23 protein-coding genes and 1 tRNA gene are annotated in these 23,452 nt (G+C 31.8%); 15 read left to right on the top strand and 9 right to left on the bottom strand.

Annotated features, from left to right (window positions below; translation table 11 throughout):
• Positions 1-398: 398 nt before the first annotated feature.
• Positions 399-1,157, bottom strand: coding sequence for a hypothetical protein (locus tag OD917_RS04965; protein WP_263522443.1), 759 nt, complete (start codon positions 1,155-1,157; stop codon positions 399-401).
• 352 nt (positions 1,158-1,509) lie between these two features.
• Here OD917_RS04965 and OD917_RS04960 point away from each other — a divergent pair.
• The 9 genes from OD917_RS04960 (at position 1,510) to OD917_RS04920 (ending at position 10,453) form a co-directional block, all read left to right on the top strand.
• Positions 1,510-1,582 (top strand) — tRNA-Lys (locus tag OD917_RS04960).
• A gap of 202 nt (positions 1,583-1,784) precedes the next feature.
• The gene (locus tag OD917_RS04955; protein WP_263522442.1) at positions 1,785-2,285 is read left to right on the top strand and encodes a tetratricopeptide repeat protein; all 501 of its coding nucleotides are present in this window, start codon (positions 1,785-1,787) and stop codon (positions 2,283-2,285) included.
• A 141-nt stretch (positions 2,286-2,426) separates the two neighbouring features.
• A complete protein-coding gene (locus OD917_RS04950; protein WP_263522441.1) occupies positions 2,427-4,496 on the top strand; it encodes a CotH kinase family protein in 2,070 nt (689 codons plus the stop codon).
• A 203-nt stretch (positions 4,497-4,699) separates the two neighbouring features.
• Entirely contained in the window at positions 4,700-5,599 is a 900-nt protein-coding gene (locus OD917_RS04945; RefSeq protein ID WP_263522440.1) for a MerR family transcriptional regulator, read from the top strand.
• Between the two features lie 39 nt (positions 5,600-5,638).
• Positions 5,639-7,105: a phytoene desaturase family protein gene (locus OD917_RS04940; RefSeq protein ID WP_263522439.1), complete on the top strand. Its 1,467-nt coding sequence runs from the start codon at positions 5,639-5,641 to the stop codon at positions 7,103-7,105.
• A 4-nt stretch (positions 7,106-7,109) separates the two neighbouring features.
• Positions 7,110-7,949: a phytoene/squalene synthase family protein gene (locus OD917_RS04935; RefSeq protein ID WP_263522438.1), complete on the top strand. Its 840-nt coding sequence runs from the start codon at positions 7,110-7,112 to the stop codon at positions 7,947-7,949.
• 208 nt (positions 7,950-8,157) lie between these two features.
• The gene (locus OD917_RS04930; RefSeq protein ID WP_184167177.1) at positions 8,158-8,598 is read left to right on the top strand and encodes a sterol desaturase family protein; all 441 of its coding nucleotides are present in this window, start codon (positions 8,158-8,160) and stop codon (positions 8,596-8,598) included.
• Between the two features lie 15 nt (positions 8,599-8,613).
• Positions 8,614-9,081 (top strand): SRPBCC family protein, encoded by a 468-nt coding sequence (locus OD917_RS04925; protein ID WP_263522436.1) that lies wholly within the window; start codon positions 8,614-8,616, stop codon positions 9,079-9,081.
• Between the two features lie 76 nt (positions 9,082-9,157).
• Positions 9,158-10,453, top strand: coding sequence for a cryptochrome/photolyase family protein (locus OD917_RS04920; RefSeq protein ID WP_263522435.1), 1,296 nt, complete (start codon positions 9,158-9,160; stop codon positions 10,451-10,453).
• A 273-nt stretch (positions 10,454-10,726) separates the two neighbouring features.
• Here the strand turns inward: OD917_RS04920 and OD917_RS04915 are convergent, their stop codons facing one another.
• A complete protein-coding gene (locus OD917_RS04915; protein WP_263522434.1) occupies positions 10,727-12,031 on the bottom strand; it encodes an ABC1 kinase family protein in 1,305 nt (434 codons plus the stop codon).
• Positions 12,031-12,690: a TetR family transcriptional regulator C-terminal domain-containing protein gene (locus OD917_RS04910; protein ID WP_263522433.1), complete on the bottom strand. Its 660-nt coding sequence runs from the start codon at positions 12,688-12,690 to the stop codon at positions 12,031-12,033. The genes OD917_RS04915 and OD917_RS04910 overlap by 1 nt, the downstream gene beginning before the upstream one ends.
• 98 nt (positions 12,691-12,788) lie before the next feature.
• On the opposite strand from OD917_RS04910, the gene OD917_RS04905 reads away from it, so the two are divergent.
• The gene (locus OD917_RS04905) at positions 12,789-13,700 is read left to right on the top strand and encodes a TIGR01777 family oxidoreductase (protein ID WP_263522432.1); all 912 of its coding nucleotides are present in this window, start codon (positions 12,789-12,791) and stop codon (positions 13,698-13,700) included.
• Between the two features lie 3 nt (positions 13,701-13,703).
• Here the strand turns inward: OD917_RS04905 and OD917_RS04900 are convergent, their stop codons facing one another.
• The 4 genes from OD917_RS04900 to rmuC all read right to left on the bottom strand — a co-directional run bounded on the left by OD917_RS04900 (position 13,704) and on the right by rmuC (position 17,677).
• Positions 13,704-14,270: a YceI family protein gene (locus OD917_RS04900; RefSeq protein ID WP_263522431.1), complete on the bottom strand. Its 567-nt coding sequence runs from the start codon at positions 14,268-14,270 to the stop codon at positions 13,704-13,706.
• Positions 14,271-14,965: 695 nt separating this feature from the next.
• Entirely contained in the window at positions 14,966-15,361 is a 396-nt protein-coding gene (locus OD917_RS04895; protein ID WP_263522430.1) for a VOC family protein, read from the bottom strand.
• Between the two features lie 42 nt (positions 15,362-15,403).
• Positions 15,404-15,952, bottom strand: a complete 549-nt coding sequence (locus tag OD917_RS04890; protein WP_263522429.1) for an acyl-CoA thioesterase — start codon at positions 15,950-15,952, stop codon at positions 15,404-15,406.
• 351 nt (positions 15,953-16,303) lie between these two features.
• Positions 16,304-17,677 carry a DNA recombination protein RmuC gene (gene rmuC, locus OD917_RS04885; protein ID WP_263522428.1) on the bottom strand — a complete coding sequence of 458 codons (1,374 nt, stop codon included), beginning with the start codon at positions 17,675-17,677 and terminating at the stop codon, positions 16,304-16,306.
• 189 nt (positions 17,678-17,866) lie between these two features.
• On the opposite strand from rmuC, the gene OD917_RS04880 reads away from it, so the two are divergent.
• The 5 genes from OD917_RS04880 to OD917_RS04860 are packed head-to-tail and all read left to right on the top strand — an operon-like array spanning position 17,867 to position 22,003.
• The gene (locus OD917_RS04880; RefSeq protein ID WP_263522427.1) at positions 17,867-18,745 is read left to right on the top strand and encodes a protease complex subunit PrcB family protein; all 879 of its coding nucleotides are present in this window, start codon (positions 17,867-17,869) and stop codon (positions 18,743-18,745) included.
• A gap of 7 nt (positions 18,746-18,752) precedes the next feature.
• Positions 18,753-19,151: a hypothetical protein gene (locus OD917_RS04875; protein ID WP_263522426.1), complete on the top strand. Its 399-nt coding sequence runs from the start codon at positions 18,753-18,755 to the stop codon at positions 19,149-19,151.
• Between the two features lie 39 nt (positions 19,152-19,190).
• Complete coding sequence (locus OD917_RS04870; RefSeq protein WP_317048476.1) at positions 19,191-19,754, top strand: sigma-70 family RNA polymerase sigma factor; 564 nt, start codon at positions 19,191-19,193, stop codon at positions 19,752-19,754.
• A complete protein-coding gene (locus OD917_RS04865; protein ID WP_263522425.1) occupies positions 19,751-21,451 on the top strand; it encodes an outer membrane beta-barrel protein in 1,701 nt (566 codons plus the stop codon). Before OD917_RS04870 ends, OD917_RS04865 begins: the two co-directional genes overlap by 4 nt.
• Before the next feature lie 45 nt (positions 21,452-21,496).
• A complete protein-coding gene (locus OD917_RS04860; RefSeq protein ID WP_263522424.1) occupies positions 21,497-22,003 on the top strand; it encodes a MepB family protein in 507 nt (168 codons plus the stop codon).
• A 56-nt stretch (positions 22,004-22,059) separates the two neighbouring features.
• On the opposite strand, the gene OD917_RS04855 is transcribed toward OD917_RS04860, so the two are convergent.
• Positions 22,060-22,812: an SDR family NAD(P)-dependent oxidoreductase gene (locus OD917_RS04855; protein ID WP_263522423.1), complete on the bottom strand. Its 753-nt coding sequence runs from the start codon at positions 22,810-22,812 to the stop codon at positions 22,060-22,062.
• A 154-nt stretch (positions 22,813-22,966) separates the two neighbouring features.
• Positions 22,967-23,341 (bottom strand): hypothetical protein, encoded by a 375-nt coding sequence (locus OD917_RS04850; protein ID WP_263522422.1) that lies wholly within the window; start codon positions 23,339-23,341, stop codon positions 22,967-22,969.
• Positions 23,342-23,452 lie beyond the last annotated feature (111 nt).

Genomic DNA, 23,452 nt, shown 5'->3' with positions numbered 1-23,452 from the left:
TTCTGCCAACTAGTATATACTACTGACAACATCAGACTTATCACCCCAAAATTGGGTAGATATGTATGATGGATAGCAGAGTTTATCTATTATCAAATATATAATAATAAGCTTAAAAATGATCCAAAGTTTTTTTAATCTGTTGCATACTTCTGGTACAAGATGAATAGGAACGCGATAGCTGACCAATACTTGAATAACATAAATTAAGTAAGTGGTTATGCCTCATTTAAAATCTTTAAATCTTCCATTAAATGGTTCGAATTCTCCACCGTCAAGGTCACTATAAAAAATGAAAGCCTATTTTGTAATAAAATAGGCTTTTTTATTTTATTTCATTCTTATTGAATTAATTTCTATTAAAGTCTAATTAAAAAATTTAAATAATTATAAACGCTTTAATAGATTATCTCTCTATAATATACATCTGGATTTTCTATTCTATCACTTTTTTTAACTACCCAATTGCCATGCTTATCCCTTTTATACGAATAATTAGTTTCATCCAAATCATTGGACCTACTTGAAGCAATTTTTTCTACATCTGTCTTTTTTAAGCTATCTACATTATATTGTTTGTTGAAGTATTCTTTTCGCCATATAGTTACTTTATTATTGCCACTATAATTGGAAACTTCCACAATACGATTTTCATTAATGACTACTGTTCCATCTTTTTGAATCTCTTTCCAATTATGGTTAGTGACTTTTTTTACTACATTCCCCATTTCATCATATTTCTTAAGACAACCGAAGTAAACTGTATCCGATTTAACTTTCCTTAAATCATCAATCAATCTATTATCAATCTTATCTTTAAAATAAATAAACTTTTGCACAAATTTTTCCCCAAGAAAGTTTTCACTTGAATTTATTACTAATTGATTATTTTTAAACTTATAAAGATGACAATTGGCATCTACTTTTATAGAATCAGATCCAACAATTTGATAACAAGTTTCATTAATACCTTTAGGATTTCCATACAAAGTATCCCCTTGAAAAATCAGCATTTTGGGTTCATCATAAACTTTCCCAACAATTAATGAATCTAAAGAATTATCAAATTTTTCAAGCGCAACATATATTTCTTTTTTTGAGTTTTGACAACTAACCAAACTTACTACAAAAATTATAGGCATTAAGAATCTATTCATTCGATCACTAATATTATAAAATTCACATTACTTTACATAACCTTCAATTCTTCTCTATTTCGAAAAGAAAAAGAACGCAATTTACACAGCTAATATAAAACTATTTTTGAGGTAAAATAATTTCCTTCCGCTTAATCAGTGAGTTTAAAAAATATCCCCGCAAATTAAAGAACCCCAAATCTTTCTAAAACATTTCTTTTTCATTATTAAAGTCTTTATAAAATATAAAAACATATTTCACTACAAAACAAACACTTACAACGACAATTAAATTTTATTCAAAAATTCATTAAAAAAAGGCTTGTTAAGCTAAATAAAGTACTTATATTTGCACCCTCATTGAAGAAATGAAGACTCGATAGCTCAGTCGGTAGAGCACATCACTTTTAATGATGGGGTCCTGGGTTCGAGCCCCAGTCGGGTCACAAAAGGTCAGGTAATTTATTTTACTTGACCTTTTTCTTTTACGCAAGATTCAAAACCTGAAAGATTTAGAAAAGACCTCTTTATCCCTTCTTTATATTTTCTCTTCTCCGAACTATTATTTTAAAAAAGAAATTCCCTTACAAAACAAAACTTTCTTAAATTCGTCGGGAAATAATTAATCACTAATCCCAAATTAGTCTTATGAAAAACCTACTAGTACTATCATTTATTATGATAAGCTTTTCGTCGTGGTCACAAACCGCAGCAATTTATTTTAACAAAGCTTTTAACAAAGCCGCCACCGGAAATTACAAAAGTGCAATCGCCGATTACACAAAAGCCATCAGCAAGGATTCTAGATTTGTTGAAGCTTATCAAAATCGAGGCGTTGCAAAATTTAAATTAAACGATTTAAAAGGAGCTCATGCCGACTTTAGCAAAACAATCGAATTAAGTGATACGAATACTGATGCTTATACTGGAAGAGCAAACGTTAATTACAAATTGCAGAATTATGAAGAAGCTATTGAAGATTGCACTTCTTCTCTTGAATTAAATCCAAACGATTATGTGGCTTACAATTTGCGCGGTTTAGCTTATAACAAAATCGGAGACAAAAAAAAATCATGCAAAGATTTTACAAAAGCAATTGAACTAGGAAGTCAAAGTGCTGCAAAAAACAGAGCAACTTTTTGTAAATAAATCTATAAAAACAACTTAAGAGAAAACAATCTGCAAAACAACTATTTTGCAGATTGTTTTTATTTAGTTATTCATAAAAAAAATCCCCTTTTACTAAGTTAGATTAGTTATGATTACATTTGTTACAAAACTAATCTAATCATGATAAACCACTATTTTTCAAAACCTTACACCCCAAAAAAAATATTCATCCTTTTCATTTTGCTCTGCTCAACCACAGCAAAATCACAAACTTTCAGCAGCAGTAATTTACCTATCGTAGTTATTAATACCGATATTGATCCTGCGACAGGAAACCCGCTTGAAATTCCTGATGATCCAAAAATTCTGGCGTCAATGAAAATAATTAAAAGGCCAGACGGAAGCAGAAATTATTTAACCGATATTGATAATACCGCTTACTTGGATTATAATGGCCGAATTGGTATAGAAACAAGAGGTTCCAGTTCTCAAGCATTACCCAAAAAGCCTTACGGCCTTACTACGCTCAAAGCAAATAACACAAGCAACAACAACGTAAGTTTATTAGGCATGCCTGTCGAAAATGACTGGGTTTTAAATTCTCTGGCATTTGATCCTTCCTGCATAAGAGATTATTTGTCCTATAATCTAGCAAGACAAATTGGTGATTACGCTTCTAGAACTGCATATTGCGAAGTTGTACTTAACGGAAATTACATTGGATTATACATTTTACAGGAAAAAATCAAATCGAACACAAATCGTGTAAACATCTTAAAAATAGCAGACACTGATAATAGCACAGAAACGGTTACTGGCGGCTACATCACAAAAGCTGATAAAACTACTGGTGGAGATCCTGTAGCCTGGACAATGAGTTCTTATTCAGGAACGGTCGACTTTATTCACGAGCTTCCAAAACCAGAAAATGTAACATCGCAACAAGACACTTATATTAAAAATCAGTTCTTTAATCTGCAGACAAATGCCGGAACACACAATTCAAATTTAGCAAATGGTTATCCATCTGTAATCGATATCCCTTCTTTTGTTGATTTTATGATCCTGTCAGAACTGGCTTCAAATGTAGACAGTTATCAATACAGCACATTCTTTCACAAAGACAGAGGCGGAAAATTACGTGCGGGACCAATTTGGGACTTCAATTTAACTTATGGAAATGATTTATTTGTTTGGGGTTTTGACCGAAGCAAAGCAGATATCTGGCAATTTTCTAACGGAGACAATGAAGGCGCAAGATTCTGGCTTGATCTTTTCAATGATACCACGTATAAATGTTACCTCTCGAAAAGATGGAACGAACTTACCCAGCCAGGACAACCATTAAACTACAATAGTCTAAGCACCTATGTCGACCAGACACTTGCTTACATTAGCGAAGCAAAAACAAGAGAAAATGAAAAATGGGGTACTATTCCAAACGATGCATTGGAAATTTCAAATTTAAAAACCTTTTTATCCAACAGAATCAACTGGATTACCAACCAACTAGGAAGTTTCACTGCCTGCAGTTCTCCAGTGATTCCTTCATTAGTAATAACTAAAATCAATTACAATCCATCGACTAATGCAAATTTCACTGTAAGTAATGATTCTGAATTTATTGAAATAAAAAATACAGGAAATACCAATGTAGATCTGACTGGTATTTATTTAAAAGAACTTGGTGTATCTTATCAATTTCCAGCTAATTCAAACTTAGAAGCAAACAAAAGCATTTATATCGTGAGCAATAAAACAATTTTTGAAACTCGTTATGGACTTACTGCTTTTGGACAATTCACAAGAAACCTGCCTAATTCAATACAAAAACTTGTTTTAGCTGATGGTTTCGGAAATATTATTGACAGTGTTGAATATTTAAATACTACACCTTGGCCTGCTGCTGACGGGAACGGAAATTTTCTAGAATTAATAAGTGCAGAATTAGACAACGCTGTTGCTACCAACTGGATCGCGAGTCCAGAAAACACTTTATCTGTATCCACAAATACAGATTTACAAAGTTTAAATATTTACCCAAATCCAACAAAGAACAATCTAACTATAGAAACAGCAGATTCGGTTTTGAATTACAAAATATTTGATACACTTGGAAACCTTTTGACAGAGTCAAAACCCAATACCACTTTTACAAAAGTAGATCTAAGCAATTATTCTTCCGGAGTTTATTTTATTAAACTTTCCTGCAAAGATGCTTCCAGTACAAAAAAGATCATCAAAAATTAAAATTTACAAAACAGTCTGCAGAAATTTTTAATCTGCAGACTGCTCTTTTTTATCAAAGTAATAAATTTCTTAAAAAAACTATACCTGATTTTAGGTAAAAAATATATTTTTAATACCTAAACCTCTAATTCTCTATCTTTTTAATGTAGTTTTAAGGTCGAATATAAGATTTTGTTTTACATTTGTTCACTTAATCGCAAAAAATGATAAACAATATTAAAACTGTTTTCAGTATTAAAGATCTTGAGAACTTATCTGGAATAAAAGCGCATACTATACGCATCTGGGAAAAGAGATACAACATCCTTGAACCAATGCGAACCGATACTAATATTAGATTTTACAATCTTCAAAATCTGCAGAAACTTTTAAACATTACGTTATTGCACGAATATGGTTATAAGATTTCTAAAATTGCGACATATCCTGAAGAAAGGATTCCACAATTAGTGCGTGAAATAATTTCCAAAAAAAATTCTCAAAACTATGCCATTACTTCTTTCAAAATGGCAATGATGAATTTCGATCAAGAACTATTCTTTAATACGTTTGATTGGCTTATTTCGGAAAAAACTTTTAAAGAAGTTTTTAAAGAACACTTTTTACCATTATTAAAAGAACTAGGATTGTTATGGCAGTCTGAAACTATCACGCCTGCAAATGAACATTTTATGAGTCATTTGATCAAGCAGAAAATATTAATTTACACTGAAAGTCTTCAGATAAGAAAACCAACCAAAACTGATCGAATTTTCGTTTTATCACTTCCGTTAAATGAAATTCACCAAATCGGATTGTTATATCTGCAATATGAAATTTTAGATAGAGGTTACAAAACCATTTATTTAGGAGAAAGTATGCCAATTGAAAATTTGCAGGATTTAACCAAACATTTTGAAAACATTACTTTTATTTCTTTCATGACAGTTCAACCAGATCGAAGCGTAATCAATCAATATGTAAAATCTATGGGACAGAAATTATTACAAAACAATAACGAAATCTGGCTTATGGGGAAAATGGTTGAACACATTGATCAGAAAGTTTTAAACGACAGAATCAAAATTTTTGATTCAATGGAAGAAACTATTAACATGATCTAATTTATTTTTGTTTAAGTTTTTCTTATATTTGTTAAACAAATGAGAAAAACTATCCAAATAATAGGTTCTGGCTTCTCTTCTTTGGCAGCCGCTTGTTACCTTGCCCAACAAGGAAACAACGTTACTGTATATGAAAAAAACAGTACAATTGGCGGGCGCGCAAGACAGTTTAAAGAAAACGGTTTTACATTTGATATGGGCCCAAGCTGGTATTGGATGCCAGATGTCTTTGAACGTTTTTTTCAAGACTTCAATAAAAAACCTTCTGATTATTATGAGCTTATAAAACTTAATCCTGCTTATCGGGTTTATTTTGGCATAAATGATTTTATCAGCATTAATGATAATTTAGAAGACATCAAATCTACTTTTGAAAAGATTGAAAAAGGAAGTGGAGAAAAACTGCAAAACTTTATCAATCAAGCAAAAAGCAATTACGATATTGCGATTAAAGATTTGGTTTATCGTCCTGGCGTTTCTCCTCTAGAACTAATTACGCCGCAAACTGCTTTAAAACTAAATCAGTTTTTTAGCAACGTAAGTTCAGATATTCGGAAAAAATTCAAAAATGAAAGATTAATTCAAATTCTAGAATTTCCTGTTTTGTTTCTTGGCGCAAAACCAACCAAAACACCTTCTTTCTATAACTTCATGAATTACGCCGATTTCGGTCTCGGAACTTGGCATCCAAAAACAGGAATGTTTGATGTCATTCGAGGAATCGAAAAACTGGCTCTCGAACTTGGCGTAGCCATTAAAACCAATTCAGCAATAGAAAAAATTATTGTAGAAAATAATACTGCAGCTGGAATTGTAATTAATGGCGAAATCCTAAAAGCAGACATTGTTTTGAGCGGTGCCGATTATCAGCATACCGAAACACTTCTTGAAAAAGAACATCAAATGTATTCTGAAAAATATTGGGAAAGCAGAGTTTTTGCACCTTCTTCTCTCCTATTTTTTGTTGGTTTTGATAAAAAAATAGAAAACATATCACATCACGCTTTATTTTTCGATGTCGATTTTAATCAGCATGCAGCTGATATTTACGATCATCCAAAATGGCCAGAAGCTCCGTTGTTTTATGCTAATTTTCCATCCAAAACTGATCAAACCGCAGCTCCAAACGGAATGGAATCTGGTTTTTTCTTAATTCCGCTTGCGCCTGGAATTGAAGATACCGAAAAACTCCGAGAAGAATATTTCGAAAAAATAATCACTCGTTTTGAGCAACTTACGCAGCAAAAAATTAAAAATAACATTATCTTTAAGAGAGCGTTCTGCAAAAATGACTTTGTATCTGATTATAATGCGTACAAAGGAAATGCTTACGGAATGGCAAATACATTAATGCAAACGGCTTTTTTAAGACCAAAAATAAAAAGCAAAAAAGTCAAGAATCTATTTTTTACAGGACAATTAACCGTTCCTGGACCAGGGGTTCCGCCTGCTTTAATTTCAGGAAAACTCGCAGCTGAATTAATTCAAAAATCTTTTAGATCTTAAAAAAATGAAATCACTATTCGACGCCGTTTCTTTCAAATGCAGCAAACTGGTAACCAAAAATTACAGTACTTCATTTTCGCTTGCAGTAAAAATGCTTTCACCAAGTATTCGCGATGCTATTTACAGTATTTACGGATTCGTTCGTTTTGCTGATGAAATTGTAGATTCGTTTCATGATTATGAAAAAGAATATCTAATCGAAGATTTCGAAAAAGAATATTACAAAGCAATGGAATTAGGCATAAGCTTAAATCCAATTTTAAATTCGTTCCAACATACTGTAAAAGAATACAATATCACCGACGATTTGGTTCAGGCTTTTCTAAAAAGCATGAAAATGGATCTCATAAAATCAAATTACCAAACTCAAGCCGAATACATCGACTACATTTATGGTTCTGCCGATGTTGTGGGTTTAATGTGTTTAAAGGTTTTTGTTTCTGGAAAAGAACACAAATACGAACAATTGAAAAATGAAGCCATGCGTTTGGGTTCTGCTTTTCAGAAAGTAAATTTTTTGAGAGATTTAAAAGACGATAACACCATCTTGAACCGAACTTATTTTCCAGGCGTAAATCTGAATAACTTCAACGAAGATTCGAAAAATCAAATCATCAAAGAAATCGAAGAAGATTTTCAAATCGCTTATCAAGGAATTGTAAAACTGCCAATCGAAGCTAAATTTGGAGTTTATACTGCCTATATTTATTACAAAAAACTGCTCAAAAAACTAAAAAACACTCCGTATTATGAAATTGGAAACTCCAGAATTCGAGTTTCTAATTACACCAAAGCAGGACTTTTAGCACAGTCTTTTGTGACGTATAAATTAAAACTAGTATAAAATCAACGTATAGTTTGTCATTTCGACCGAAGGGAGAAATCACACTAGTAAATCGCCAAAGATTGGTTATTCATATTATGGAGTTCCTTATGCGATTTCTCCCTTCGGTCAAAATGACAAAACAAACTCATTTGAGTCAATCTTTTATAATCTAAAGCTAAACTCAAAAACAATAAAACGATAATTTTAAAACATCAACATTTATAAAATGATTTCTTTTTTAATCTTTTTAGGCGTTTTTCTATTCATGGAATGTGTTACGTGGCTTACACACAAATATGTCATGCACGGATTTATGTGGTATTTTCATGCCGATCACCATCAGCCGAAATACGAAAATACGTTTGAGCGCAATGATATTTTCTTTGTCATTTTTGCCACTCCGAGTATTATATTATTTTATTTTGGTGTTCAAGGCGGATTTAATTATTTGTTTTTCATCGCCTGTGGTATTACACTTTATGGCGTTTGCTATTTTCTAATTCACGACGTGTTAATTCATCAGCGTTTTAAATGGTTTAAAAACACGAAAAACAAGTACCTCATCGGACTTCGAAAAGCGCATAAAATTCACCACAAACATTTACAGAAAGAAAAAGGAGAATGTTTCGGAATGTTATTCGTGCCTTTTAAATATTATAAAATGTAAATTGACTTTAAGGAGATGAAATTATACAAAATAGTAACCATACAACATATTAATGCAAGTGTAGAAGAATGCTGGAACTTTTTCTCCAGTCCAAAAAATCTCCAGACCATTACACTCGATAATATGAGTTTCGAAATTCAGGATTTTGATGATAAACGTATGTATCAAGGGCAGATTATTACGTATACTTTAAAACCACTTTTCGGAATAAAAGTTTCATGGGTTACCGAAATTACGGCTTGTAAAGAAAATGAGTATTTTGTAGACATTCAGCAATTTGGTCCTTATAAATTATGGCATCATAAACACTTTTTTGAACGCACCGAAGATGGCGGAACCAAAATGACAGATATTGTTCATTACGCACTTCCATTCGGATTTCTAGGAAGAATCATAAATAGATTAGTTGTAAAAAACAAACTCAAAAGTATTTTCGATTACCGATACAATAAAATCGAAGAGTTGTTTAATTCAAAAAATTAAGTTACAGATTTCATAGATTAAAAAAATCCTTTTAAATCCTTTTAAATTCTTTTAATCTGTGGCAAAAAAACAAACAATGACAAAACAAAAAGTTACCTTTTTCTGGTTTAGACGCGATTTGCGTTTAGAAGACAATACGGGACTATTTCATGCCCTACAATCAGATTTTCCAGTAATTCCGCTATTTATTTTTGATGATGATATTTTGGAACACCTTCCAAAAAATGATGCTAGAGTAAGTTTCATTTACGATTCACTTGAAAAGATAAATTCAGAATTAAAGGAACTTAATTCATCAATCCTAATTAAAAAAGGAAAAACAAAAGACGTTTGGAAATCCCTTATTGATGAATTTGACATTCAAAACGTATTCTTTAATAAAGATTACGAACCATTTGCCATCAAACGGGACACAACAATTTCGGCTTTATTGAAAGAAAATAACATCAAATCTTTTTCATTTAAAGATCACGTAATTTTCGAAGAAAAAGAAATCACAAAAGCAGACGGGCTTCCATATACCGTTTACACGCCATATAAAAACAAATGGCTAGAAAAATATCATCTTTCGGGTTCGGCTCCAGAATATGATTCAGTGCCATTTCAATCTAATTTCGCTAAAAATAAATTCAAGTTCCCAGATTTAGCCGAAATAGGTTTTCAAAGAAGTTCCATAAAAGTACAGCCTCATAATTTAACTCAAATTACCAATTATAAAGAAACCAGAGATTTCCCTGCTTTAGATAGCACTTCTTATCTTTCGCCACATTTGCGTTTTGGAACGGTAAGTATTAGAAAATTAGTAAATTGGGCAAACCGAAAAAATCAGACATTTTTGAGCGAATTAATCTGGAGGGAATTCTTTATTCAAATCTTGTTTAGTTTTCCGAATTGCGTCAATCATAATTTCAAATCCAATTATGATGGAATTCAATGGCGAAATAACGAAGAAGACTTCAAACGCTGGTGTTCTGGAACTACAGGATACTCAATGGTCGATGCAGGAATGCGTCAGCTTAACGAAACGGGCTATATGCACAATCGCGTGCGTATGGTCGTGGCAAGTTTTTTATGCAAACATTTGCTAATTAATTGGCAATGGGGCGAAGCTTATTTTGCCGAAAAATTGTTAGATTTTGAATTAGCATCTAATGTCGGAAACTGGCAATGGGCAGCTGGAACAGGTTGCGATGCGGCGCCGTATTTCAGAGTTTTCAATCCAGAAATTCAGCAAAAGAAATTTGACGAAAAAGGAGAATATATCCGCAAATGGATTCCAGAATTTGATTTTGGATATGCAGAACCTATGGTTGATCATGCTTTTGCTCGAGATCGAGCAATTGCGACTTATAAAAAGGGGATTTTGAAATAAAGTTATTTTGTTTCAAGTTTGAGGTTTCAAGTTTCAAGTTTTTACTGGACGTTTAACCAAAGTATTGTCATTCCGAGGAACGAGGAATCTTCGTAAGTAGCTCCACAATCAGAATCAACAATCTTTGTCAAGTTACTTGTGGAGATTCCTCGTTCCTCGGAATGACAAACTGGACGAAAAAAAACTTTGTCAAAGTTTTAAACTTTGACAAAGTTCTATAAATAAAGTTAAGCAAACTTGAAACTTGAAACTTTAAACCTGAAACAAAAAACTTTAGTATTTCAAATAATTCTCAACCACAATTTTAGCTTTCAAATCAAACATTAAATTATAAAGTCCGAAGAAAGTACGATTCATATAAATAAAGTGCTTAGAACCTCGATTTCCGTTCATTTTTTTGAGGTTTGTATCTTCTGAGAAACGCTTTCCTAATTCGGCAATTGCGTTAAAGAATTTTTCATCGGCAAAATCGAAAGTTTCGTTTTGGAAAGGTTTTGTGAAAAGTGATAATAAATCATGAAACATTTCGGTGAAATATTCGATTTCTGCTGGCGTATCGTCTGGACGAAGAATTTCTAATTCGAATAATTTCTGGTTGAAAAGCTTTTCGTCTGTAATGACATTTTTATTGATCAATTCGAAATACGGTGTATAGAAATCATTTGGAATTTGTTTCATACAGCCAAAATCCAAAGCGATCAATTGATTTTGATCGTCAACTAAAAAATTTCCCGGATGTGGATCGGCGTGAACTTTTCGTAAAACATGAATTTGATACATATAAAAATCCCAAAGCGCCTGCCCAATTTTATCACCAATTTCCTGATCGATATTTTTTGCTGTAAATTCAGAAAGATGAATTCCTGTCATCCAATCCATCGTAATGATTTTCTCTGATGAAAACTCTGGATAGTAATTCGGAAAAGTGATGTTTTCTATTTTATTACAAGATTCAACAACTTCCTTACTTTGTTTTAATTCTAACAAATAGTTAGTTTCTTCAATCAATTTGTCTTCAACCTCTTTAAAATATTTATCAGAATCTTTTCCTTGAAGATTAAACATTCTAATTGCAATTGGTTTTACCAAAGCCAAATCGGAAGAAATACTATTGGCAACGCCAGGATATTGAATTTTAACTGCTAGTTTTTTGTCATTTTTCTTTGCCAAATGCACTTGACCAATACTTGCCGCGTTTATTGAATTTGGATTGAATTCATCAAAAATTTCATAAGGCGTTTTGCCAAAATTACTTTTGAACGTTTTTAAAACCAAAGGAGCAGAAAGTGGCGGAACTGAAAACTGAGACAAAGAAAACTTTTCTACATAAGCCTGCGGAAGAAAGTTCTTATCCATACTCAGCATCTGAGCAACTTTAAGTGCACTTCCTTTTAAGCTTTTCAGTCCGTCATAAATATCTTCTGCATTGTTTTCGTTCAATTTATCACGGGTCAAATCTGGGTTAACTATTTTTTCGGCATAATGCTTTACATAGTTTACGCCAATTTTAGCACCAGTTTGAACCAATTTTCCTGCTCTTTCTATTTTTGAAGTTGGAATATAATCGATTGTTTTCATTATCTGCTGTACACTTTTTCTTTAAACAAAAATTTTCCGAAATCAATCAGATGATTCATTGGCGCAACATTCATTAATTCGAAAGAAGCATTCACTGATTTTTCTATAAAAATATCCGTTTTTTCAAAAGCCGGAGATTCATCTTCCATCCAGAATTTAATCGTCATCATTAATTGCAACCAAGCCGATTCTTGAATAGCTTTTTCTTGAAATTTTTGAAATCTTTCTTGTTCCAATCTATAATCGTCAGTTAAGATTTCAGAAACATATTCTTTAAAACTATTTCGAAGTGTAGTTAATTGCACTAAGTTTTTAAGCGGATTTCTGTCTATTTTAAGGGTTTGCAAAACATAACTTCTGTTTGCTGTTAGGATTTCGAAGAAAGTAAAATAGAAGCTCAGCATTTTGTTTTTCATATCATATTGCTGATATTCTTCATTTTTGTGAAGAAGATTCACTGTGTTTTCAAAAAACAGTCGGAATATTTCTTTTTCTAAACCTTCTAATGTTCCAAAAAAAGCATAAAATTCAGCTTCAGTAAAATCATTTTCTTTGGCAAAATGATAAACCGATTTTGGTTTTTGACCTTTTTCTAGAACTTCTTCCATATATTTTGAAACGATATCATCTTTGGTAATTACCTTTTTTTTAGTCGCCATTTTATTAAAATTTAGAATTTGCCATAAAGGTAAACATTGTTTAAGTACCTTTACTTATCCTTAAACACTATATACTGTTAAATATATTATAAACTATTATGGCTCAAAATGTTCTATTAACAGGCGGAACTGGTTTCATTGGAAAATATTTGACAGATGTTCTGATCGAAGCTGGATATTCTGTATCTATCTTGAGTCGTTCTGATAAAGAAAATACGCCAAGAGTCACTTATTATAAATGGGACATTAAGAAAAACTACATTGATAAAAATGCCGTTCTTAACGCAGATTATATCATTCATCTCGCTGGTGAAGGAATTGTAGAAAAAAGATGGACCAAAAAACGCAAAAAAGCGATTATTGAAAGTCGTGTAAGACCTATCGAAATGATCTATTCGGTTTTGGAAAACAACAATAAAAAACTGGAAGCATTTGTTTCTGCGTCAGGTATTGGAATTTATGGTGCTGTTACCAGCCATAAAGTCTTTACAGAAGATACGCCTCCAGCCAATGATTTTTTAGGCATTACTTGCCAAAAATGGGAAAGTGCTGCAGATAAAATGAATTCTTTAAATATTCGAACGGTCAAAATTAGAACTGGTATTGTTTTAGGAAAAGATGAAGGCTTTTTAAAAAAATTAACTCCGACTTTTAAATCTGGTTTTGGCGCAATACTCGGTTCGGGCAAACAATATTTGCCTTGGATCCATATTGAAGATTTATGCCAGATCTATCTAAAAAGTATTGAAGACACAAAACTAGAAGGCGCATATAATGCCTGTATAACAGACAATACTACCAATGCCAGATTCTCAAAAACCTTTGCTAAATTGTTTGATTACACAATATGGGTTCCTAAATTACCTCCTTTTTTTCTAAAAATTCTTCTAGGCGAAATGAGCATTGCTGTCTTAACAGGAACGCGTGCTTCTTCTGAAAAAATTCAGAAAACAGGTTTTGAATTCCAATTTACTGATTTAGAAAAAACGCTTATAAATTGTATAAAATAAGTTTTATTTCAGCGTTAGTAACGATTCTTCGCTTCTAACAATTCCCGTCAGTTCAGTATTAGCTGTTGTTGAAACTTTCGAAGCGATAGAACTTGGAATATGGATATTAAAATCGGAAACTAAAATTGGAAAATCTGAAATTACCTGAATCCCTTCTGGAACTCTTTTGATTAAAGCATTTACAACAATTTCTTTCGATTTGCCACGTAAATTAAGTTTTCCTTTAATCTCGTATTTCTTTTCAACTTCGGTAATATCTTTCAAGTCAAATTTTTGGATTTTCCCTTTAAATACGGCTTTAGGATAACGATTGCTTTCCATATAATTGTCATTGAAATGCTCTTGCATTAAATCCAATTTAAAGCGAAAATTTTTGACGATAACAGTACAGATAAAAGTACTTGTTTTAGGTTCTAAAAGAATCGCGACCTGTCTGTTTACAGCTTTTACTTCTTCGAATAACGGAACAGAGGCTTCAAAATTTATTGTTCCTGTGTTGGTAAAAAATTTGTCTTGGGCAAGGACAGTAAAGGCGGTAAAAAATAAAAATAATAAGGTAGTTGTTTTCATAATCGTCTACATTTAAACAATTATGTCATCCAATTTCTTTCTGATAAAAGAATTAAAAATCAGATTCTAATTGATCTGAAAAAATCGAACGGCAGTACTCAGTGAAAAAATTCCGTAACCCAATAATTACACTTAAAGTTACGGAATTTTTGCATGCAAAGTTTTAGAAGTTATGCTAAAAATTTGTGAATATTTTTCTCTTGTGAAATGAGAATTGTGAGGGGTAAAAAAGACTAAAATCTTCCTTTTATTAAAGCATAAATTACATTGATAAAAAACAAAAACTGTGCTCCAAATAATGCAAAGACAGAACCCCAAATTCCATATCCTATCCTTTCATTAAATCTTGTATCCTCCATTATTGTTGAGAAATCTATTGGAAGACTATCCTTTATTAATCTAGGCAAAATAAAAATTATTATTAAACCTATGATACTAATTAAAACGTGAGAAATAGTCAGCCAATTTATTAGATTAAAATTGAACTTCATCAACGCAAAATAAATCAAAGCTAACAATCCGTAAATTATTGAAATAAGAATCATTAAATGTTTCCAAGAAATAACAAAATACGTATCATGAATATTGATAGCAATGGTTTCGTTTCCTTTATAAAAGCCAAAACATAAAAGAATTACTATTAGAGCCGAAAATAAAAAATAAGGTTAATTCTGTATGTAATCCATTTCTAAAAATCAACCCTTTACTTCTGTGCAAATCTCAATTAAAAAACCATTTAAATCTCTTGCGTATGCAACAATTTGTCCCCAAGGTTTTTCTACAGGTTCTGAAACCATAATGGCACCAAAGGAAGTTGCTTTCTGCAAAACCTCTGGTACATTTTCAGTTATAAAACCAATTTCTATTGCAAAAGGCTTGTCTTCTAAACTGCTTTCGATAAAACCGTCAGGTAAATTTTTTGAAGCTAATTTTTTAGAAGCAAATGAAAGCGTTGTTTCTCCTGTTATTAATTCGCCATAATCATTATCTGGCGAGACAAATTTTCTCGAAAAGCCAAATGCATTTTCGTAAAATAAAATCGTTTCTTCAACGTTTTCAACGTATAATATTGTATATCCAAACTTGACCATATTTTCTAATATTTAATGTGTATTAAATAAATATAAGAAATTTTAGCTGATTTCTAACAGGACATTGTATTTTTCTAAGCTGGCTAAGTCTTGAATAGAATTTATATTTGCCAATTTTTCGTGTTCTTCGACTTCTTTTCTAACCTCGATATGTTTTATGGCTTTTCTAAAACGACGTACTTCTTCCAGATTAGATAAAATTAATCCAGGAACCTGAACACTTTTTCCTTCTTTATCTTTGGCAACCATTGTAAAATACGATGAATTACAATGTTTTATAACTCCAGTTTGAATGTTTTCTGCTTCAACGCGAATGCCAATGATCATAGAACTTCTTCCAACATAATTAACAGAAGCTTTCATGGTTACTAATTCTCCAACTTCAATTGGTTTCAAAAAGTTTACCGTATCTACAGAAGCGGTTACACAATAATTTCCGCTGAATTTTGATGCCGAAGCAAAAGCAATTTGATCTAATAATTGTAAAATATATCCTCCGTGAATTTTCCCGCTAAAGTTGGTATGCGAAGGCAGCATTAATTCTGATATACTAACTTTTGATGATGAAACGGGTTTAAAATCTGTACTCATGTTTTTGTTTTTGGAATGTTTTTTTTTGATTAGTTGTGTGTTTTTTTAAACACATAGAAACATAGATTTTTTTTTCTTTTAAAAAGAGTTTAAAAAGAAACTAGTTTCTAAAACATAGCTATGTGTATTTAATTAAATAAAACGCCTTTTTTTAAATCTAAATTCTATGTATTTAAACTTTATTCTTTGTCTATTTTTTCTCAACACATAGAAACATAGATTTTGTTTTTCTTTTAAAAGAGTTTAGAAAGAAACAGTTTCTCACACATAGCTATGTGTATTTATGTGAGTGAAACGCCTTTTTTATCTCAATCTAAATTCTATGTTTCTATGTGTTTAAATTTTTAATTCTCAATTCAATAATTCATTTTCATCTGAATTGATTGCTCTTGCAATAATATTATCTGGAAGGGATTTCTTTGCCTTTGCTCCCATTTTTTTCAATCTTTCGACGCTGGAAATTAGATTTCCTTTTCCATCGACTAATTTATTCATTGCACTTTCGTATTCCGTTTTTGTATCTTTTATTTTATTCCCAATTCGGACTAAATCTGATACAAAACCTTCAAATTTATCATATAAAGCTCCCGCCTGTCTCGCAATCTCCAAAGCATTTTCTTGCTGCTTTTGATTGGTCCACATACTATCAATGGTTCTTAAAGTTGCTAAAAGCGTACTTGGCGTTACAATTACAATATTTCTGTCAAATGCTTTTGTGTATAATGCGGGATCTTCATTTAAAGCAATGGCAAAAGCCGGTTCCATCGGAATGAAAAGCAATACAAAATCTGGGCTTTCCATTTGATATAAATCATGATAATTTTTACTGCCAAGCTGTTCGATATGCCGTTTTATAGAAATGACGTGTTCTTTTAGAAACTCTATTTTTAAAAGATCCGATTCTTCATTCACCCATTTTTCATAAGCGGAAAGCGAAACTTTAGAATCGACAATCATTTTTTTACCGTCTGGGAGATTGATTATAACATCTGGAAAAACGCGATTCCCTTCTGAATTAGTAAAACTTTGCTGTACTTCGTATTCTCTTCCTTTCTCTAATCCTGATTTTTCTAAAACACGTTCTAAAACCAATTCGCCCCAGTTTCCCTGCATTTTACTGTCACCTTTTAAGGCTTTGGTAAGATTTAAGGTTTCTTTACTCATTTGAGCGTTCATTTCGCTCAAACCAATAATCTGCTGGCGTAATGCGGCGTGATAATCGATACTTTCTTTGTGTGTCTGATCTACTTTTTGTTCGAAAATGTGAATTTTATCCTGAAGCGGAACCAAAATATTTTTCATATTCTCGCTGTTCTGCTCTGTAAACTTTGCCGATTTTTCTTCTAGAATTTTATTGGCAAGATTTTCAAATTCTTTGGTGAATTTTTCCTGAAGTTCGTTGATTTCGCTTTTTTGCTCTTTGTGCCTTTCCCATAAATTTTCAAAATCAACTTCTTTTTTAGAAAGCTGAATCGCAAGACTGTCTTTTTCTGTTCGAATGTTTTCTTTGTCAGAAATATGCAATTGCAGCTGTTTCTGAAAATTATTTTTTTCGTTTTCAAACTGCTCTTTCTGCATTTGCAACTGACTGTTTACTGCATGCAATCTTTCCTCTGCAATAGCTTTTTCCGATTGAGATTTGGATCCAGAAATCATTCTGCCTACGTAGATCCCAATAAAAAGCGCTATTACAAAACCTAATAAAAACGGTAGATAATCAAACATAACTAAGTTTATTTTACGTAAAAGTACGCAATAATACGTAGTGCTTAGTTTTAAATTTAGAAATTTCACGAATTCATAATCAATCCAAACTAAACCAACATTTTATCTTTTTTTCAAAAAAAAATAATCAAGACGCAACCTTTTTTCTAAACCACCATCTACAAAATATAAACCTAATAAAAAATATTCATGAAAAAATTAATGCTTGGCTTATTTGTAGCCTTTGGAATTAGCGCTTGCTCTATTAGCGATGATAATAGCAAATATATTGATTGTGGTGCTAATACGAATGTAGAATTTAGCGGATTCCCTTTCTTATGTAATTATAGTGTAAAAACACAGCCAAATAATGCCGCTGTAGCCGTTGTCGCATCTCAAGAAAAAATGAACGAGCTTTTTACAAAACATAACAACAGCTGTCCAGTTGCAAGTGATCCTACTATTGATTTTACAAAACAATATTTAGTGGCTCTTTTTGCAGGTGTAAAACCAACAAATGGTTATGCTATTAAAATTACTTCGATTGTAGAGAACAACTGTCAGATTGTGGTTAATTACTACGAAAAATCTCCAGCAACTGGCGAAACGGTAACTCAAAATCCAACATATCCTTCAGATTTTGTTTTGATTCCTAAAACTACTAAAGGCTTTATATTCAACAAAACAACTGAGAATGCTGACAATATTGTAATTGGAAGTTATTTTGCTGAATGTTCAGCTACAGATTGCCAAAAATTCTTCCAAATCAATGATTATAATATTTTAAAATTCCAAGGTGTTGTTGCTGGACAATTTGATTTTGGTCAATACAAATACAGTACAACTATTAAAAGAGGTGATTATACTTTGTTCTTAAAAGAAGTTCCTGCTGAAATTTTAGCTCTTAAAGGACAAACTAAAACTTATGGCGCTCCAGATTCTGCAGATCAAGGAGGAATTTATTTTGAATTACGCCAAGGTTCTAGCGTTACAAAAATTTATATTGACAATAACGACACTACAGATCAAAGTGCTGCTATTATCGCTTTCAAGAAAACAATTAAAGACAAAATTACAAGCCTAAAATAATTCAATCATGAAGAAACTTTTTATATCTTTTATTGTCTGTTTTCTTTTTACAACAATGTATTCATTAGAAGCTCATAAAGTAACTTCATCGTCAATTGCAAATACATGGATTTGGCAAAAATCTATTGGAGGAAGTCATAATCCTTACGTGGAAACACCAAAAACAATTGGATTTACAAAGAAGATTGTCTTTACTAATGACGGAAGAGTGATTACATATAAAAATAATGTGGAGATTAGAAATAGTACTTATCAGATAGAAAAAGGAATTGGATATTTTGATAAATCAGAGCATGACTTGATTACGTTTGAAGGCAAAACTTACGTAATAGAAAACCTTGACAATCAAAACCTAACGATTGTAAGCAACCATCAAGATGGTGCTCGAACTATTTTTAAAAGATAGTTTTGTAAACTATTTAGAACTATTTTTGCAAAATCAAATTTGAACCATTTCTTGAAAGACGAGTTAGAAAAATACATCAAACTGTGCATAAAAAATGACAGAGAGGGACAACTGAAAATTTATCAGTTGTTCTCTCCTGTTTTGTATGGTATCTGTTTGAAGTACATGAAAAACGAGGATGATGCGAAAGATGTTTTTCAGGAAGCTTTTGTGATTGCTTTTCAGAAAATGAGCCAATACAAGTTTGAAGGAAGTTTTGAAGGATGGCTAAAACGGATTTTTATAAACAAGTTAATCGAAACTTTAAATAAGAAGAAAAAAGAGAGTTTCTTTTTAGATGTTTTTGATCCAGATACAGATTTTATTGAAGAAGAAGAATTGGAAGCGATTCCGATAGAGCAAGAAAAACTGTTAGAATACATACGAGATTTACCAGATCAATACCGGACGGTTTTTAACTTATATGTTTTTGAGAAAATGAAACACAAAGAAATCGCCGAACTTTTAAAAATCTCAGAAGGAACATCAAAATCAAATTTAAATCGCGCCAAACATATATTACAAAAGCGAATTTTGAGCATAAAAAATTTTAAAACAGCATGAAGAAGCACAAAATAGAAGATATTTTTTCATCAATGGAAGACTTTTCTAGTGTTCCGCCTCCAGAATTATGGAGTCAGATTGAAGAAAAACTAGACAAACCTAAAAAGAAGAAGAGAGTTGTTCTTTGGTGGTCGGCTGCTGCATGCTTATTATTAGGGTTGCTTCTGCCTTCAATTTTACATTTTACTGCTTCGCCTGAAAATATCAAAATCAATAATAGCGGTTTAGAAAATAATAATAGTGTTGTTCTTGACAAAAAATCAGATGATAAATCTACCAAAAGAAATTTAGAGCAGAATAAAAATAGTGGTAAAACTGCAGATTCTTTAAATGAAAATTCGTCAAGAAAAAATCAATTCAATACAGAATCGGGAATTCAAGTTCAAGAAAGTGCTGTAGCACATACCAATTCTAAAAACAATAGCAATAATAATAACAATAAAAAAGATTCTAAATACAGCGTTCCAAGTTCGGCTAATACTCCGAACGAATCTGTTGCGTTTCAGAATTCTGGTTCATCAGAAAATAAATCGGCAGGAAAATCTTCGAACAAATCTATTTTAGAAAATACAGCAAAATCTTCTAATAAAGGTATTTCTGAAGAAAGAATTGCATTTGGAAAACAAAACAAATTTAATTCAAACGCAAAAAAACAGCTTTCGAATTCTATTTTTGATGAAAAACTTATTGGTAAAAACAATCAGAATTTTGCTCTTAACAATCAAAATAGTGTTGTAAATGCTAATACAGCTTCTAAACAAAACACATCGTCTTCTAGAAACAGAAACATGATTTCTGAAACTACGGTTGTTACTTCTGCAAAAGAAAACGTAAAAATGATTTCTGAAAATACTGTTGCAGTTTCTTCAAAAGAAAATTCAAAATCAAACAATTCTTCTTTAAGCAAAATAGATTCTGTACAATTGAAAGAACTTCAAAACTTAGAAAAAGGAATTTTAGCTTCAACAGAAGTAAAAGACAAAAAGGATAAAAAAGATAAAAAAGTTGATCCAAAAGAAAGATGGGCTGTAGCTGTTTTTGCTGGTGTAGCAAATTCAGAAAATACTAAAAATGACAAAACTTTAGGCAATACAAACGATTCTAAACAATCTAATTCGTACGGGGTTAAAACAAAATATGCCATTAATAACAAATGGGCCGTGAGTTCTGGTTTAAAATTTAACGAATTAGGACAAAGTGTTGCCAATGTTTCGTATGTAAGTGCCAAAACCGATGCGCTATTTTTGCCAGGAGCAGCTTATAGCGATAATTCTATAGCGGCAACTACTGGTAATACAGAATATATTTTATTATCAAACAGCACAAAAGAAGCTTTAAAAGATAATGTGCAAAGCGGTAATCTTGATCAAAGTTTGAGATATATCGAAATGCCTCTTGAGGTTTCATATTCTGTTTTTAATAAAAATAGAGCCCAAATTAATTTAAATACGGGCGGTTTTGTTGGTAAATTAGTCTCAAACAATGTGTCATTAGATGGTAATACAATTGGCCAAAATATAAATGCCAACGATTATGTTTATGGTTCAACTTTGAGCAGTACCGTTCAATACCGTGTTTACAAGAAAACCAATGTTTTTGTTGAGCCTGCTATGAACTATTATATCAATCCATTAAACAATCAATCTTTCAATCAATTTCAATGGGGATTAAATTTTGGATTGAATGTTTCTTTCTAAGTTTATTTTGTAGTAATTTTCGTAAAAATTTAAAACTATTTTTTCATGAATTTTACAGGTGCTTCTTCTGATTTATTATTAGCAAAAGAAACCATTTTTGACAAAGCAAGCTTAGAATTAAGTTCTTTACAAAAAGAAGCTGAAAGCGACGAATATAATGCCTACCGTTTTCAAATCAACAACAAAAATATTTGTTACAGAGAGGCAAAAATTACTCCAACCAAAACGGGGCAATTTGTTACTTTATGGAAACGGAATAAAACTGGAACAATAGAGCCTTTTGATTATTCTGATGCCATAGATTTTGTAATTGTAAGCGTCCGAAAAAATGAAAATTGGGGGCTATTTATATTTCCTAAACTTATCTTGCTGGAAAAAGGAATTTTTTCGACTCAAAAAAAAGAAGGAATTAGAGCTACAAGAGTTTATCCTTCGTGGGATGAAACTACGAGTAAACAAGCTCAGAAAACTCAAAAATGGCAATTAGAACACTTCTTTCTATTAGACCAAAACAATATTGATTTAAGCAAACTAGAAAATATTTTTATATAAAAAAGGGCGTAAACTTTTGTTTACGCCCTTTTCAATTGTTATATACTCTAAATATATTAAACTGCTGTATAACCTCCGTCAGCGATAATATAACTTCCTGTTGTAAATGATGATTTATCAGAATTTAGGAAAACTACCAATTCGGCAATTTCTTCTGCAGTTCCTAAACGATTCATCGCCGATTTTGCTGCAACGGCCTGCATCATTTCTTTATTTAAATTGTCTTTTAAAAGTGCTGTTTCTATATATCCAGGTCCAACCGCATTACAACGAATATTTTTTTGCGCATATTCTACCGCAATGTTTTTAGTTAAACCCACAACAGCATGTTTCGAAGCCGTATATGCTGGACTTAGCGGCGCTGCAACTTGTCCGTGGATAGAAGCTATATTAACAATGCTTCCTCCTCCATTCTTTTCCATTTGCTCTAATTGATAACGGCATGCATAAAAAACACCGTTTAAGTTTAGTGCAATAACTCTATCCCAATCTGCAGGCTCATATTCTCCAGTTGGTTTTGCTGGCCCGCCCATTCCGGCATTGTTACAAGCAATGTCAAGTCGGCCGTATTTAGAAACCGTTACCTCAACCATGTGTTTGTTGTCACTTGCACTCGACGAATCTCCTTTTACGAAAAAAGCTTCTCCGCCATTTTCTTTTATACTATTTACGGTTTCTTCACCGTGCTCTACATTTATATCAGATACTACTACTTTTGCTCCTTCTCGAGCGTAAGCTTCTGCCACTGCGCGCCCAATTCCTGAACCGCCACCAGATACAAAAGCCACCTTATTTTCTAAAAGTGCCATTATATATATGTTTTTAAATTGATTCCTCTAATTTACGAAGATCTCAACCGATACCGAAGCTTTCAAAAGAGTTTACAATAACATTAACGCTTACCGCTAATGTTTTGTTATTTGATATTAAATTGACTGGATTTTATTGAAAATTTCGTATTGATTATTCCTCTTCATCCAATTTCATGTTTCCACGATCCTTATGATTATCTGGATGCGAGTTTGGATATCGATTTGAAGTTATATCAGAATTACGATCTTTATTTTCTACCGTTTTTTTTGCTTCTTCCTCAGTTTCTACACCACGGTTTGCATTTGGGTTCTCTGGATTGATTTGATGCAGCGTTTTATTAATATCTTCATTTTCATTTCTAGCGCGTTCTACAATCTTTTTGTCGCCGTCTTGATCTGTAACCAATTCTTTGTTCAGTTTTGCATCTTTTAAATCTTTATCGTGCGAAACGTTTTTTCCTTTAGATTCATCAATATTTTTCTGCGTTCCGTTTATCTTTTTCGTTCCTAAATTATTAGTTTCCATAGCATTTCTTTTTTGTGTTTCTGTTTATAATATTACGAATTCTAATAAGCATTTACGTTTCATAATTTATTATCTTTATTTACAACATTTTACGATTAAACTAAATTGCTA

The sequence above is a fragment of the Flavobacterium sp. SH_e genome (assembly GCF_025717045.1).
GTDB lineage: Bacteria > Bacteroidota > Bacteroidia > Flavobacteriales > Flavobacteriaceae > Flavobacterium.
The sequence above is the reverse complement of the archived record's forward strand: the minus strand, read 5'-3'. Positions and strand labels throughout refer to the sequence as shown.